The organism is Campylobacter sp. LH-2024 (genome assembly GCF_048270605.1).
Lineage (GTDB): Bacteria > Campylobacterota > Campylobacteria > Campylobacterales > Campylobacteraceae > Campylobacter_D > Campylobacter_D molothri.
In genome coordinates this window covers 1,460,848-1,475,418 of sequence record NZ_CP168139.1, presented here as the reverse complement: position 1 = coordinate 1,475,418, position 14,571 = coordinate 1,460,848, and the positions used below count along the sequence as shown (strand labels likewise).

The window sequence follows — 14,571 nt, the reverse complement described above, 5'->3', positions numbered from 1 at the left end:
AAATTTTTATTGCTTAAAGTTTTCTCCTCCAAATTTTAATAAAGCAGATCCCCAAGTAAATCCCCCTCCAAAGGCGTCAAGTAAAATCAAATCCCCTTTTTTAAGACGTCCTTCTTCATAGGCATCATTCATAGCCATAGGTATAGATGCTGCTGAAGTGTTGCCATATTTATGCACTGTAACAACACATTTTTCATCGCTTAAATTTAGCCTTTCTTGAACAGCTTTGATTATGCGTAAATTCGCTTGATGAGGAATAAAAAGATCTATATCTTTAGAGTTAATATTGTTTTTTGTTAGAATATCGATAACATCATTGCTAAGTGTTTGTACTGCTATTTTAAAGACCTCGTTTCCTTTCATTTGCATCATTAAAGGATGGCAAATGCTAGATTTTTTGGATCTTTGTGTCATTAAAAGATGTCCAAAGTTACCATTGCTTGCTGTGTGAATATCAAGGATAGTATTTTGTTCATCAAGACTTACAATACCTGCTCCTGCACCATCTCCAAAGAGAATACACATGCTTCTATCATTATAATCAATAATAGAGCTTGTTTTTTCTGCTCCTATAATAAGAACATTTTTTTTAAGACCACTTTCTACAAAAGCTTTAGCTTGTTCTAATAAATAAATAAATCCAGTACAGGCAGCTGAAATATCAAAAGCTGTGATATCTTTAAGTCCTAAATTTGCAGCAATTTTGCAAGCAGTAGATGGCATAGTAAAATAATCAGGACTTAAAGTTGCAACAAGTAAAGCATCAATATCTTCAATTTCTAAATTCGCTCTTTGAATAGCTTTTATAGCCGCTTTTGTTCCTAAATCACTGGTTTGTTCATCATCATCAGCAATTCTACGTTCTTTTATTCCAGTGCGTTTAACAATCCATTCATCGGTTGTATCTACCATTTTTTCAAGATCAAAGTTATTTAAAATTTTATTAGGTATATAAGAAGCTATACTTTTTAAACTTGCTTTAGCCATTGTATTTCTCTAATTCATTTTCGATTAAAGTATTAATATTAGATTTTCCAAAATTGATCGCTTGAAAAATAGCATTTTTAATTGCCCTAGCATCGCTTTTTCCATGACTGATTATCACACAACCATTTACTCCTAACAAAGGTGCTCCACCATATTCTTGCCAATCCATATGTTTCTTAAGCTTTTTAAAACAAGGTTTCATCATCAAAGCACCTAATTTTGCGAAGATTGATTGTCGAACTTCTTTTTTTAAAATTTGAAAAATAGCTGTCGCCACTCCTTCGCACGCTTTTAGAATCACATTGCCACTAAATCCATCACAAATTAAAATATCAATTTCGCCATTAAAAATATCTCTACCTTCAGCATTTCCAATAAAATTTGGGATTTGTTTCATCATTTGATGTGCTTCTTTGGTAAGTTCATTTCCCTTACATTCTTCTTCTCCATTGGATAACAATGCTAGACGAGGTTTAGAAATTTTCATCAATTCTCTAGCATAAATATCCCCCATAATAGCAAATTGAAATAAATGTTCAGCCTTGCAGTCTGTATTCGCTCCTACGTCTAAAAAAAGAGTTTTGTTGACTACATTTGGCATTAAAGTAGCAATTGCAGGTCTTAAAACCCCTTTTAATCTTCCAAGTCTTAAAGTAGCTAAAGACATACTTGCTCCACTATGACCAGCCGAAACAATAGCCTTAGCTTTGCCATCTTTAACTAATTCTATAGCTTTATAAATTGTAGTATCTTTGCGTTTTAAAGCATCAGTTGCATTTTCTTCCATAGAAAAAACTTCACAAGCTTCTTCATATTGGATATATTGCTCAAAATCTTTTGGAATTAGGGGTTTTAAAATCTTAGGATTGCCTACAAGTATAGCATTAAAAGGCTTTTCTTTTAATGCTTCAATAACGCCTTCTATAATAGGTTTTTCCCCAAAATCTCCCCCCATTGCATCAACAGCAATGCTTATCATTGATTTTAATATTCCTTGGTATTTGGATTAGCACGATGTGGCATTTTATAACTGCCATCTTTATCTTTTATAGGCATAGGAAGATTAACTTTATAGTGAGTTCTTCTTTTTGCTGCACGAGTTTTACTTACTCTTCTCTTAGGTACTGCCATTTTATCTCCTTTTAATATAAATTAATTTTTATTTTTACAGTGATTACAATAAAAATAATCACTCAAATAAGCTTCAAGTTCACTAATCGCAACTTCTATAAGATCAATTTGTCCATCAAAAAATTCTATGGTATTGCTTAATTTATTGTCTTCGTCTTTAAAGATACCATCACTTGCAAAAAGGTTCTAAATTCTCATGAACATGAAGTTCCAATTCTTCACCACAGCTATCACAAGGTCTATAAACAAAACCTTGCATTATCGCATTTATTTTAACAAGTTTTGTATTTATTTTTGCTAAATTTCCTTCAAAAATTATATTTTCAAGATTAAGTTTAAAAGGATAGTTTGTATTATTAATCTTTGAAAAATTAATTTTCATTTAGCAAATTTCGTTTGATTTAAAGAAAAACTCAATTTCGTTATTTGCGTTTTCTAAACTATCACTTCCATGAACGGCATTTGCATCAATACTTTCTGCAAAATCTGCTCTAATGGTTCCTGATTTAGCTTCTTTTGGATCAGTTGCTCCCATTAATTCTCTATTTTTCATTACAGCATTTTCACCTTCCAATATAGAAACAACAACTGGACCACTAATCATAAAATTTACTAAATCTTTAAAAAAAGATCTTTCTTTGTGGATAGCATAAAAATTTTCTGCTTGTTCACTTGTAAGTTGAATTTTCTTTAATGCAATTATTTTAAGCCCATTGCTTTCAAAGCGTTCTAGAATTTTACCTATAAGATTCTTTCTAACAGCATCTGGTTTGATGATCGATAAAGTTCTTTCCATGATAAACTTACTCCTAAAATAATACCAAAAGTAATTAAGATTTGTTTTTTGTATATTAAGCAAAGTTGAAATTATACTGGATTTTTTTTAAAAAAAATTAAAGAAAAGCTAGTAAAAACTAGCTTTTTTATAGATTAAGCAAAAACTGGAGTATCTCCATTTCTCATATCTGCACCGATATTATCACGGCTTGGTTGCCCAGAAGCAACTTCACTCCATACTATACATCCATCAGTTGGGCAAGCACTTGCACAGGCTGGTTGATCATTGTGACCTACACACTCAACACATTTATCTGCATAAACATAATAACTATCTTGTCCTTCTGGATTGCTAGCATCATCAACAATAGCACTTACAGGACACTCATCAATACAAGAGCCACAAGCAATACAAATATCTGTAATTTTTACAGCCATCTTTTTTCCTTTTAATTTGAGATTTTACAAAAAAATTGTATCATACTATTCTTAAAAAAACTAAAATTTTGATAATCAAAAAATTAAAATTTTGATAATAATATTATAATACTATAAAATTACATTTATAAAATTACTTATTAAATATTTGCTAAATTTAAGTTTGAATAATATATTTATTGCAATTATTTTAAAAATTTTTTAAAGATTTAAATGATATAATTTTGTTACTAATAAAATTTATTAATTAGGAGAAAAATATGATCGTTACAAAAAAAGCTTTAGATTTTACTGCGCCTGCAGTATTGGGAAATAATGAAATAGTTCAAGATTTTAATCTTTATAAAAATATAGGACCAAAAGGTGCTGTAGTATTTTTTTATCCAAAAGATTTTACTTTTGTATGCCCTTCAGAAATTATTGCTTTTGATAAAAGATATCAAGAATTTAAAGATCGTGGTATTGAAGTAATTGGAATTTCAGGAGATAATGAATTTTCACATTTTGCTTGGAAAAATACACCGGTTAATCAAGGTGGTATTGGCCAAGTTAAATTTCCACTTGTAGCAGATTTAACAAAACAAATTGCTAGAAATTTTGATGTTCTTTATGCTGAAGCAGTAGCACTTAGAGGTTCTTTCTTATTAGATGCTGATGGAACAGTTCGTCATGCAGTTATTAATGATTTACCATTAGGTAGAAATATTGATGAGATGATTAGAATGGTAGATACTATGCTTTTCACAAATGAACATGGCGAAGTTTGTCCAGCTGGTTGGAATAAAGGTGATGAAGGTATGAAAGCCGATCCTAAAGGTGTTGCTGAATATCTTAATAAAAACGAAAATAAACTATAATAAATATGCCTCTTTAAAGGGGCATTCTTTCTTAATAAAACTTCTAATAATTTTATTGAATTTCATAACTTTTCATTATATAATTTTCTTATAATTTTAATTAGGATTACCAATGCCAGGCGAAGATCAAGAAAAAACCGAAGAGCCCACGTCCAAAAAAATAGAAGATGCCCGCAATGAAGGTAATGTTCCAAAATCTCAAGACGCTGCAGCTATAGTAACTTTAATAATAGGCTTAGCCGTTACTTTATTCACTATGGGTTTTATAGGGGAAAGAATTACAAATTTATATAGATATTATCAAAGTTTTGTAGGCGTAGAGTTAGATTTGCGTATTGTTCAAGGTATTATGATTAAGAGTATTTTAGAGGTTTTAATCATGCTTGCCCCTATAGTTTTAAGTATTATGGTGGCTGGAGTTTTAGGTAATATTATGCAATTTGGTTTTATTTTTACCACTAAACCTATTATGCCAAATTTAGGAAAAATTAATCCCTTAAAAGGAATTAAAAATTTAATTTCTTTAAAAAAGATATTAGATACTTTTAAAATTCTTTTAAAAGTAGGGGTGGTTTTTACTATAGCTTTTGTAGTTCTCTTAAAATTTATGAATGAATTACCACTTCTTGAACGCTACAACTTAGTTGAACAACTTAATTGGCTTAGAGATAAAGTTATTATTTTAGCTTCTATTGTAATTATTGCTTTTTTAGTGATCGCTGTTTTAGATGTTTTTTTGGTACGATTTCAATATTTTAAAAGTTTGCGAATGAGTAAACAAGAGATAAAAGATGAATACAAGCAAATGGAAGGAGATCCGCAAGTTAAAGGTAGAATCAGGCGTTTGCAAATGGAAGCTGCGAGGCGTCGTATGGTGCAAGATGTTGCTGGAGCTGATGTTGTAATTACAAACCCTACACATTATGCTGTTGCGATACGTTACGATACTACAAAAGAGCAAGCACCTCGCGTAGTGGCTAAGGGAGTTGATTTTCTTGCTTTACGTATCAAACAAGTTGCCTATGATAATAACGTAGTGGTTTATGAAAATCCCCCTTTAGCAAGAGAGCTTTATAAGGTTTGTGATGTTGATGATTTAATTCCTAGGGAATTATTTAAAGCAGTTGCTGAAGTATTAGGCTTTGTTTATAATACTAATAATAAAGGGCGTTTAGCTGGCCAAGTAAAGAAAAATAATGGTTAAAAAGAGTAAATTATTTACTCTTTTGAATAAGATTTAATACAGATTGCTTAGCATCTTTATCTTGTGTATCGACTTTAAAATAAATTTCTACTCGATTATTTTCTAAAGCTTGAGGATTTCCATTTAAAGGATCATTAAGCCCATAGCTTTTTAAGGTAATATTTTTGGTGTTAATTCCACCTTCCATAAGATATTTTAAAACACTTTGAGCTCTAGCATATCCCAATTCATAACTTCTAAGAGAAGATTCGCTATTATCTGTATAGCCTCTTATTTCAATTTTTACTTGAGGTGGTAAATATGAAATGAGCTGAGCTATGCGTTTTAAATAATCTTGAATATCAGCAGATTCTATTTCAGAGCTATTTTTTTTAAATTCAACTTTAGAAGGTAGATTGAGTATTTCTTGATTATCCGATTGATCCAGTGCAGCTTGAAGTTTTTTGATGATTTCTTGTTGTGTAAGAGTCATTTTTTTTAATTTATTTAATTCATCATCTTTTTCTTCTTGAGAACCTTTAAATTTATGGGTATCTTGATTTTGTTGTTGTATTGTTTGAGTTGCAGTATAATCAAAAATTTTAACAAATTCAGTTTTTAAGGCTTCTACTTTAGCTGGATTGGATTTTGAAATAGCCCAAAGAGCGATAAAAAGTGCTAAAAGTAAAGATAAAAAATCTGCATAAGGGACAGCCCATTTTTCACCAGCTGGGCATTCTGGACATTTTACTTTTTTAGCCATTTTTAACCTTTATCAAATTGTGAAATTCTAACATCATCATGACTTAGAAAATTAAAGAGTTTAGCTTCCAAATCCCTAGGATTTGCTCCTTCTGCTATACCTTTAATAGCTTCTGTAATTACAATCTGCTCTTTAACAAACTCCATTCCATTAGCTTTTAATTTTCTACCCCATGGAGTATATAAAGCATATGCCCCAAAGATTCCTGTAACTGTAGCTGTAAATGCACCTGAAATACCTGCTGCCATTGCTTGAGGGTTATCTAAAAGTTTAAGGGCTAAAATCAAACCAAAAACAGCTCCAACGAGTCCCATAGTTGGACAAGTTTCTCCAAAGACTATCCAATATTCAGCACATTCTTTATAGTGTTCTTCTAATTGTTCGGTTTGAATTTCCATGCTTTCATGAATTTCTTCAAAACTTTTGCCATCAACGAGCATCATCATAGCATTTTTCAAAAATTCATTTTCAATTTCATTAGTTCTTGATTCAAGAGCTAAAAGCCCATCTCTACGTGCTATAACTGCAAATTCAATCAATTGAGCTATTCTTTCTGGTAAATTAACCCCAGAGCCTTTAAAAACAATTTTTAATTCTTTATAGGCCGCTTTAACGATTTTTTTATGAGTTGAAGTCATTGCACAAAAAGCAGCAGTTGGCATAACGATAAGAAAAGAAGAAAGGTGAATAACATGTAAAGGATTCCCCCCTTCTAAAATATCCCCTACAGAAATACTTGTTACCGCAAGAACCATCCCTAGTATGGTTGAAAGATCCATTAAATTCTCCTTATTTACTCAAATCGCCCCATTTTTTGGCGATGCTAGAACTTGTTTGCAATTTTACTTTTAATTTTACTATATTTTCCATAATATCACTAGCTTTTTTAACAAAATTTATACATAAATCATCTTTAACTTCAAAAATTAATTCATCATGAATTTGTAAAATAAGTTTTTTGTTTTCATTTAAATCTTTTGAAATTTCTATCATGGTTAATTTTATAATATCCGCAGCAGATCCTTGCAAAATAGAATTAATACTTTCTCTTTCATACATAGCTAATTGCATAGGTTTTGCATTTTCAAAATCAAAATAACGTTTGCGTCCTAATAGAGTCGAGATAAAACCATTTTGTTTTGCTTCTTTTTTAACCTTTTCAAAATAATTTTTAATACTAGTGAAATTTTGAAAATATTTTTCTATATAAGATTTTGCAAGATTGGTTTCAATTTTTAAATTTTTACTTAAAGTTTTATAACCCATTCCATAAATGAGACCAAAATTAATACTTTTTGCTATGCTTCTTGTTTGATAATTATTTTCTCCAAAAATCATTAAAGCTGTTTTAGCATGAATGTCTTCATTTTTTTCAAAAGCGTTTAAAAGTTTTTCATCTTCACTAAAATGAGCTAGCATTCTAAGTTCTATCTGAGAATAATCAAGACTAATAAAACTAAAACCATCTTGAGCGATAAAACATGATTTATAATCTTTAGCGTATTGTCCATGAGCAGGGATATTTTGTAAATTTGGATCTTTTGAGGAAAGACGTCCTGTAGCAGTCCCAGTTTGTAAAAAACTTGAGTAAATACGTGAATTTTTATCTTTTAAAGCTAATTTTATTAAAGGTTCGCAATAAGTAGAATAAAGTTTTGCAAGCTCTCTATAATCTAGAATTTTGGCTACAACTGGATGTTGATCAATGATTTCATTTAAAACTTTTTCATCTGTAGAATACCCAGTTTTGGTTTTTTTGCCACTAGGAAGTTTTAGCTTTTCAAATAGTATATCTCCTACTTGTTTTGGTGAGTTAAGATTAAATTTATCTTGGCATAGCGTATAGATTTCTTCACTTAAATTTTTAATTTCATTCTCGAATTTTTTCATTAAATTTTCAAGTGATTTTGTATCAAGTTTAATGCCATTTTCTTCCATCATCATAATGATTTTTATGAAATTAAATTCATAATTTTTAGCAATTTCTAATAAGCTAGGATCAAGATTTCTTAAAAAATAAAGATAAAATTTTAAGGTAATATAAGCATCTTCAGCTGCGTACTCGCAAGCTTTTTCAAGTTCTACATTTGCAAAATTTTCACCTTTTTTTACAATATTTTCAAAATGCAAAGTTTCATAATCAAAAAGTCTAAGGGCTAAATCATCCATATTAACTTTTAAAGATGGATTAAAAAGCCAAGCTAAAACCATAGTATCTGCGTAATTTTTTGGAGGATTTAGAGCAAAATTATTTTGAATAATTTGAAAATCATATTTTAGATTGTGTCCTATTACAAAATGTTTAAAAATTAATTCTATTGCTCTTTTAGCACTAATAAGTGAAATTTGCTCCTTGACTCCTAAATAGCTATGTGTCAAAGGTACATAAAAGGCTTCATTTTCATTGATGCAAAAACTAAATCCTACAATTTTAGCTTCTTTGGTATCAAGTCCTGTAGTTTCTGTGTCAAAAGCTATAATACTTTCTTGATCAAGTGAATTTAAAATGTCAAAAAGTTTATTTTCATTTAAAATTAACTTAGCTTTAAAATCTAATTTTTTATCTTGATTTTCAGCGTTATTGTGTATTTTTTTTAGTAAAGAATTAAGCTCATAATGTTTTAAAATTTCAAGCACATTTAAAAGAGGTTCACCTTCAGGAAACATAGATTTTTCAAGTAAATTTTCAAATTTTAAATCTTCATATAAAGAAGTGAGTTTTTTGCTCAAAAAAGCACTCTCTTTTCCTTCTAGAAGCAAAGAACGAATTCTTTCATTGCGAATCAATGTTAAATTTTCATATATATTTTCAATATTTTCAAATTCATCAAGTAGCTTTTTAGCTCCTTTAGCTCCTATACCTTTAACTCCTGGAATATTATCTGAAGTATCGCCACAAAGTGCTAAAAAATCTCTAATTTGACAAGGTTTAACGCCATATTTTTCTAAGCAAGCTTCCTCGTTATACTCATTTTTTGAAATAGGACTATAAATACTTGTTTTCCCATTTTTTATAAGCTGATAAAGATCTTTATCTTGGGTAATAATACGGATAAAAATATCCTTATCTTTAAAAGTTTTTACTACAGAAGCGATGATATCATCAGCTTCATATCCTTCGCAAGAAATATTCATAAAGCCCATTTTTTCTATCATTTGTATGCAAATTGGAATTTGTTCTAATAATTCAGAAGGTGGAGGAGTTCTATTTTGTTTATAATTTGGATCGATATCACTTCTAAAAGTTTTTCCTTTAGAATCTAAGGCAAAAATAATGTAATCACTTTGATATTCATTTTTTAAACTATAAATGAAGTTGGCAAAGCCACTAATCATTCCACTAGCTTGCCCTTGTGAATTTTTAAAACCTTTTAAAGCGTAAAAAAGTCTAAAAAAAAAGCCAAAAGTATCTATAATTGTTAAAGTTTTCAATTTTTTCTCTTTATTTTTTAAATTTTTAAGATTTTTATATTATGTCAATTTTTATATTAAAAACTCATGATTTTAAAAATAACTTGATAAAAAAATGATGAAAAAATAGCGACTAAATTTTCCAAGTAAAATAAAAAATGCACTTTTTAAAAAAGGATATTTTGCAAAACCTAGCCCAAGTGCAAAAATATCACCAACCAAAGGCAAAAAAGTAAAAAAAGCAAAAAAGGCACCGAATTTAAAAAAATTTGTATCCCATTTTTCAAGCTTTTTTAAAGATTTTTTAAAATATTTTTCCAAAATATTTTTTTTACCTAAAAAAGCCAAACCATAGGTACTTAAGCTTCCTAAAGTGTTACCTAAAGTAGCTATTATGAGCACAAGTGATGGGTTGAAATTAAGTTTTATAAAACCTAAGACAAAAGCTTCGCTTGCCAAAGGTAAAAGAGTGCTTGAGAGAAAGCATACTAAAAAAAGTCCTAAGTAGCTTATATCACTATATAAAAAATCAAACATTTTTAATCCATCAAATAAAAATAAATATTATATTAAAAAATTATAATTTTTATAGTTAGGATTAGAAATAAGACAATGAGTAAATTTTTTCTCACCGTTTAATCAAATTTGATTTTTCGCTTGTTTAATATTAAGCAATATTTTTGATATTATAATTGTTTTTATATCAATAATTTTAATCATAAAAAGGGTTAAAATGAAAAAATATTTTAAGTTTAGTAATATCACTTCATTATCCAGTGTTGCTTTAGCTCCAAAGTATAGTAATGAAAATACTAAATAATTCAATAAAATAGAATTTTAATTCGCAAGGGATTTTATAATTGTCAAACAACAAATTAATTTATTTGCTAACATGAAGTTTGTACTAATTAGATATTTGTATATATCACTAAAATAATTATTATGGAATTGGTATATTCTCAATTATTGATACGACTTTGCGTTATATATCAAAACTTCTATTAAGCTTGAAGAAACAAAGCTTATATAGTAAAATGAGAAAAATAAAAAAATATCAAAGTAAGTAAAGATATTAATAAAAATGTCGATAATCAAACATACACTAGCAAAAAAGATCGGCTTTTAATTATATCTACTTAATCTTTAAAAGGACAGTAGGTTTTGTTTCTTTGTCTATTAATCTAGAAAGTCCTTGCACTCTTTTACAAATCATAATATTTAAATTAGGTATGGATTCGCTTTAGTTAGTTATTAAAAAAGTTTTTATTATTCTATCATTAGAACTGTCCAATCGACATAATTCAATAAAATTTTTTGTGAAATAATTATTTTTATATCTAGGTTAAAAAATTCTTTAAAATGGTATATTTTGCTTTTTAGTAATAGCTATAAATATCCATTTGCATAATTTTAAGTTCTGGCATAGGCAAAAAGATTTAAATTATGATTATAATTTTAACAACACTGCTTATAGTTTTTATCCATTTCTATATGGTCTTATTTTGAAAATATCATCATTTTAAGTTTAAAAAGCTTGAATTTAGATATATTAGAATATTTTTTATTCTAAAAAGCCTTTGGTTGTGTACTTCTACCAAGAGTTAAAATTCTATGTAATATATTAAGAGGTTTTTCATAAAGCCTTTTAATAATTTATATTTACTCTTTTAATACTTGGAGAAGCACTTTGAATAAGGGATAGAATATTCCATAGAAAATATGCAAGAGAGAATTTTGATAAAAAATCAATCTGTATTTCGACTAATACCTATTTAAAAATTTCTAAGAAACTAGGCGTTTCTTGCTCTTTTTTATTAACATAGTAGAGCAAGAACTTTTATTTGTGTATTTTAGATTAACTTTATTCCTTCGTACTTCCTATTTTACTAATTAAGCTATTAAAAAATATAGCATTTAGGTATATATAGTATTTCTAGGTTGTAATGGAATTATAGGTTTGGAAATTTTGAATTAAATTGTATTTCATAGACCTATTACACCAATACGTGTGTTTTCATAATGAGAATTAAGTACTAAGTCTATCATAGCATTGGCATAATCACTATAGCTGATTTTACTTTCATTGTTAGCATTAACTTCAAATTTTTCGCCTATGATTTTATAATGATTGGTTTTTGGAAGATCTGGTGAAAAAATAGCAGATGGACTCACATATACCCATTTAAAACCTTTTTCATTGCGTAAAAATTCCAATACTTCCGCATTTGCTTTAGCTATATCCAAATACTCTTTAGGAAAATCAGGCATATCCATAAGTCTTGTAGTATGATTCTCATCCATATATAAACTTCCAGCACCCCCTACAACAAATAATTTAACCTTGCTTCCTTGTAAAATTTCACTCAACCATTCTATATGCTTTTTATGTAAGCTTAAATTTTCCCATTCTCCAAAAGCGTCGATAATAATATCAAAATCTATCAGATCTTTAGAATCAAGCTCAAAAAGATCTTTTTGTACTATTTTAGCTTGAGGTAAAAATTCATTCATTTTAGAGCTATTGCGTACAAAACATACCGGCTCTAAATTTCTTTTTAAAGCTTCTTTGCTGATTTCTTTGCCTACTTTACCACTTGCACATAAAATTGCTATTTTCATAAATATCTCCTTTTTAAGTATTTTACATAAAAAATGCAATCTTGAAATTATAAATATATTTACTACTAAAAATCAAGTAGATATTATTTTATAATATAGTATCTATTTTAGGAGTATTGTGTTATTTTAATATTTTAATGAGATAAATTTTTTAAAAATATGTTATAATTTTAAAAAATAAGGATTATAATGAAAAAATATTATTCTCTTTGTCCTATTGAAACCACGCTTAATTTGATAGGAAATAAATGGAAAATTTTAATTATTCGAGATTTATTGCAGGGGACTAAAAGATTTGGAGAGTTGAGAAAAAGCATTTCATCTACAAAAAATCAAAATATCTCTCAAAATGTCCTTACACAAAATTTACGAGAATTAGAAGAAGCAAAACTGATCAAACGCAAAGTTTATGCAGAAGTTCCTCCAAGAGTTGAGTACTCACTTACATCTTTAGGCAATAGTTTAGAACCCATCTTAAAAAGTCTTGAGAATTGGGGAGATAGCTATAAAAATATCGTTTAAAAAATAAATTAATATATCAATATATATTGACATATTAATTTATATATGTTTATTTTTGGAAATATTTTTACAAGGATAAAAAATGCAGTCTTTTTTAAATACTTTCAAAGAGTTTTTATATCTATTTGCTGAGCTTTCTATACTTTTTATAGCTATTTCTTTTTTAGTTTCTATATATCAATCAAAAATACGAAGGAATTTTTAAAACAACTTGCTGGTAGTAAAATTTCAAGTTATTTTAAGCTATATTTTTAGGTACTTTAACGCCATTTTATTCTTGTTCTACCATACCACTTTTAAGAGCTTTTTTGGAAGCGAAAGTAAAACTTAGCGTAACTTTAGTTTATCTTTTTACTTCGCCTGTTATTAATCCTATTTTTTTCCATGCTTTTTGTAACTTTTGGTTTAAAGTTAAGTTTGATTTATGTGGTTTTTTTGATATTTATTATTTCTTTTGCTTTTTCTAAATTTAATGAATAGAGTTTTTTAAAACATATTTCTAAAAAATACAAAATCAAATATTTTTATTCAACCTTACAATCCTAGCGATTTTATTTTTAAACAAAAATCATGTTGTGCAAATACTCAAGATAAGCCTAAAAATATAACGATAAACTATAAAGAATTATTCAAAGAAAGTTTGAAAAATTATAAAAATTATTACCTTATATGGTTGTGGCAGTTTTTATTGGTGCTTTTATTCATGGTTTTATTTCTCAAGAAATTTAAAAATACCTAAATAGCAATGAAATTTTAAGCATTATATTAGCGGTTTTTTAGGAATTTTCCTTTATTTAAGAGTGGAAACTATTATTCCTATAGGCTTAGCACTTTTGCAAATGGGAATTTCTCAACGAGTGATTATAAGTTTTTTAATCGCTGGTACTGGATGTTCTTTATCTGAGCTTATTTTACTCAAGCAAATGTTAAAATGAAATTTTTATTTGTTATGATTATTTTAGGCGTGGTTATATCTTTTGGAATTTTTATTAATTTAAGGAAATAAAATGCAAAAATTTTTAACCATTATTTCAGCGATCAATGATGAAAGTAGGGTTTTGATTTTGTATCATCTTTTAAGATATAAAGAACTTTGTGTTTGTGATTTGCAAGAGTTTTTAAACATGGATCAATCAAGACTTTCAAGACATTTAAAAATTTTAAAAGATGCGGGTTTTTTGTATGTAAGACTTCAAGAAACTTGGGCGTATTATGGGATTAATGATGAGCTTTTAAAACTGCATTTAGATATTTTTGACAATATTAAAAATTTAGAGCTTAAAAATGCTATTAAAAATGAAAATATTATTATCCAAATTTGCCTTTAATATAAAATCAGCCCTTGAACTTATGTAATTTATCACAAGGTTGATAATCCTTACTTTCTAGATTAAACCTATCAATTTGATCTTTTAACATATCATACTAAATTTTTATTTTTTAGCTAGAATTTTTTCACTTTTTTAATATTTTGATCTGATTTTGTAATTTTTTCTTTATTTGCTTTAGCATCTTTTATCTTTTTTGGCAATTTTTATATCCAAAGAGTAAAATGTTTTATATAATGCTTAATTTGTTCTATTGATATACTTGAATTTCTAAGCCATTCTATCTATTTTACCCATCCTGCATCGCTTTTTGAAAAATATTTTACACTATTTTCAATCTTTTTGACAAAAAGGAAACAAATCTTTTTATTAAAGTATGGGCACTAATTTTTGTTTCTTTTTATACTTCTTTTATGGTAAAGCCATAAATTTCTTCTTTTAAATAATTATTTACAATAAAAGTTTATTTTGTATTTTATTTGATAAAATAATATTAAAAATTTTAGTTTTAAACTAAAATAAGCATAAAATATATTTTTCAAGATATTTTTAAAA

14 protein-coding genes and 3 pseudogenes are annotated in these 14,571 nt (G+C 27.7%); 5 read left to right on the top strand and 12 right to left on the bottom strand.

Annotation, left to right across the window (positions count from 1 at the left end; genetic code table 11):
* Positions 1-6 precede the first annotated feature (6 nt).
* The 6 genes and pseudogenes from ACD570_RS07565 to ACD570_RS07540 form a co-directional block, all read right to left on the bottom strand.
* Positions 7-987, bottom strand: coding sequence for a beta-ketoacyl-ACP synthase III (locus ACD570_RS07565; protein ID WP_337198478.1), 981 nt, complete (start codon positions 985-987; stop codon positions 7-9).
* Positions 980-1,966 (bottom strand): phosphate acyltransferase PlsX, encoded by a 987-nt coding sequence (gene plsX, locus ACD570_RS07560; RefSeq protein WP_239820356.1) that lies wholly within the window; start codon positions 1,964-1,966, stop codon positions 980-982. Before plsX ends, ACD570_RS07565 begins: the two co-directional genes overlap by 8 nt.
* 5 nt (positions 1,967-1,971) lie before the next feature.
* On the bottom strand, positions 1,972-2,118 hold the full coding sequence (gene rpmF / locus ACD570_RS07555) for a 50S ribosomal protein L32 (protein ID WP_200282106.1): 147 nt from the start codon (positions 2,116-2,118) through the stop codon (positions 1,972-1,974).
* A 21-nt stretch (positions 2,119-2,139) separates the two neighbouring features.
* Positions 2,140-2,500, bottom strand: a pseudogene (locus tag ACD570_RS07550) (hypothetical protein).
* Positions 2,501-2,914, bottom strand: coding sequence for a nucleoside-diphosphate kinase (ndk, locus tag ACD570_RS07545; protein ID WP_200282102.1), 414 nt, complete (start codon positions 2,912-2,914; stop codon positions 2,501-2,503).
* Positions 2,915-3,048: 134 nt separating this feature from the next.
* Positions 3,049-3,333 (bottom strand): DUF362 domain-containing protein, encoded by a 285-nt coding sequence (locus ACD570_RS07540; protein WP_137623281.1) that lies wholly within the window; start codon positions 3,331-3,333, stop codon positions 3,049-3,051.
* 260 nt (positions 3,334-3,593) lie between these two features.
* Between ACD570_RS07540 and ACD570_RS07535 the strand changes: the two genes are divergently transcribed.
* Together ACD570_RS07535 and flhB are read left to right on the top strand one after the other, a co-directional pair.
* Positions 3,594-4,190 carry a peroxiredoxin gene (locus tag ACD570_RS07535; protein ID WP_200282100.1) on the top strand — a complete coding sequence of 199 codons (597 nt, stop codon included), beginning with the start codon at positions 3,594-3,596 and terminating at the stop codon, positions 4,188-4,190.
* 112 nt (positions 4,191-4,302) lie between these two features.
* On the top strand, positions 4,303-5,394 hold the full coding sequence (gene flhB, locus ACD570_RS07530; RefSeq protein ID WP_337209479.1) for a flagellar biosynthesis protein FlhB: 1,092 nt from the start codon (positions 4,303-4,305) through the stop codon (positions 5,392-5,394).
* Between the two features lie 10 nt (positions 5,395-5,404).
* On the opposite strand, the gene motB is transcribed toward flhB, so the two are convergent.
* The 5 genes from motB to ACD570_RS07505 all read right to left on the bottom strand — a co-directional run bounded on the left by motB (position 5,405) and on the right by ACD570_RS07505 (position 12,166).
* Entirely contained in the window at positions 5,405-6,136 is a 732-nt protein-coding gene (gene motB, locus ACD570_RS07525; RefSeq protein ID WP_200282096.1) for a flagellar motor protein MotB, read from the bottom strand.
* A gap of 2 nt (positions 6,137-6,138) precedes the next feature.
* Positions 6,139-6,915, bottom strand: coding sequence for a flagellar motor stator protein MotA (gene motA, locus ACD570_RS07520; RefSeq protein ID WP_200282094.1), 777 nt, complete (start codon positions 6,913-6,915; stop codon positions 6,139-6,141).
* A 10-nt stretch (positions 6,916-6,925) separates the two neighbouring features.
* A complete protein-coding gene (polA, locus tag ACD570_RS07515; RefSeq protein ID WP_417904281.1) occupies positions 6,926-9,568 on the bottom strand; it encodes a DNA polymerase I in 2,643 nt (880 codons plus the stop codon).
* Positions 9,569-9,640: 72 nt separating this feature from the next.
* Entirely contained in the window at positions 9,641-10,084 is a 444-nt protein-coding gene (locus ACD570_RS07510) for a YqaA family protein (protein WP_239820362.1), read from the bottom strand.
* A 1,446-nt stretch (positions 10,085-11,530) separates the two neighbouring features.
* A complete protein-coding gene (locus ACD570_RS07505; RefSeq protein WP_239820363.1) occupies positions 11,531-12,166 on the bottom strand; it encodes an NAD(P)-dependent oxidoreductase in 636 nt (211 codons plus the stop codon).
* Between the two features lie 189 nt (positions 12,167-12,355).
* Here ACD570_RS07505 and rrpB point away from each other — a divergent pair, with 189 nt between their 5' ends.
* The 3 genes and pseudogenes from rrpB (at position 12,356) to ACD570_RS07490 (ending at position 14,016) form a co-directional block, all read left to right on the top strand.
* Complete coding sequence (rrpB, locus tag ACD570_RS07500) at positions 12,356-12,688, top strand: MarR family transcription factor RrpB (protein WP_337206924.1); 333 nt, start codon at positions 12,356-12,358, stop codon at positions 12,686-12,688.
* A gap of 82 nt (positions 12,689-12,770) precedes the next feature.
* A pseudogene (locus ACD570_RS07495) lies at positions 12,771-13,694 on the top strand (permease).
* 1 nt (position 13,695) lies between these two features.
* Positions 13,696-14,016 carry an ArsR/SmtB family transcription factor gene (locus ACD570_RS07490; RefSeq protein ID WP_374259959.1) on the top strand — a complete coding sequence of 107 codons (321 nt, stop codon included), beginning with the start codon at positions 13,696-13,698 and terminating at the stop codon, positions 14,014-14,016.
* 7 nt (positions 14,017-14,023) lie between these two features.
* Here the strand turns inward: ACD570_RS07490 and ACD570_RS07485 are convergent.
* Positions 14,024-14,404 (bottom strand): annotated as a pseudogene (locus tag ACD570_RS07485) (MerR family transcriptional regulator).
* Positions 14,405-14,571: the final 167 nt, after the last annotated feature.

What these genes read in the sequence shown, in the direction of transcription:
- ACD570_RS07535 (WP_200282100.1), top strand. Translation starts at nt 3,594, where the DNA reads ATGATCGTTACAAAAAAAGCTTTAGATTTTACTGCGCCTGCAGTATTG.
- motB (WP_200282096.1), bottom strand. Translation starts at nt 6,136, where the DNA reads ATGGCTAAAAAAGTAAAATGTCCAGAATGCCCAGCTGGTGAAAAATGG.
- ACD570_RS07505 (WP_239820363.1), bottom strand. Translation starts at nt 12,166, where the DNA reads ATGAAAATAGCAATTTTATGTGCAAGTGGTAAAGTAGGCAAAGAAATC.
- ndk (WP_200282102.1), bottom strand. Translation starts at nt 2,914, where the DNA reads ATGGAAAGAACTTTATCGATCATCAAACCAGATGCTGTTAGAAAGAAT.
- ACD570_RS07565 (WP_337198478.1), bottom strand. Translation starts at nt 987, where the DNA reads ATGGCTAAAGCAAGTTTAAAAAGTATAGCTTCTTATATACCTAATAAA.
- flhB (WP_337209479.1), top strand. Translation starts at nt 4,303, where the DNA reads ATGCCAGGCGAAGATCAAGAAAAAACCGAAGAGCCCACGTCCAAAAAA.
- ACD570_RS07540 (WP_137623281.1), bottom strand. Translation starts at nt 3,333, where the DNA reads ATGGCTGTAAAAATTACAGATATTTGTATTGCTTGTGGCTCTTGTATT.
- motA (WP_200282094.1), bottom strand. Translation starts at nt 6,915, where the DNA reads ATGGATCTTTCAACCATACTAGGGATGGTTCTTGCGGTAACAAGTATT.
- ACD570_RS07510 (WP_239820362.1), bottom strand. Translation starts at nt 10,084, where the DNA reads ATGTTTGATTTTTTATATAGTGATATAAGCTACTTAGGACTTTTTTTA.
- rrpB (WP_337206924.1), top strand. Translation starts at nt 12,356, where the DNA reads ATGAAAAAATATTATTCTCTTTGTCCTATTGAAACCACGCTTAATTTG.
- ACD570_RS07490 (WP_374259959.1), top strand. Translation starts at nt 13,696, where the DNA reads ATGCAAAAATTTTTAACCATTATTTCAGCGATCAATGATGAAAGTAGG.
- plsX (WP_239820356.1), bottom strand. Translation starts at nt 1,966, where the DNA reads ATGATAAGCATTGCTGTTGATGCAATGGGGGGAGATTTTGGGGAAAAA.
- rpmF (WP_200282106.1), bottom strand. Translation starts at nt 2,118, where the DNA reads ATGGCAGTACCTAAGAGAAGAGTAAGTAAAACTCGTGCAGCAAAAAGA.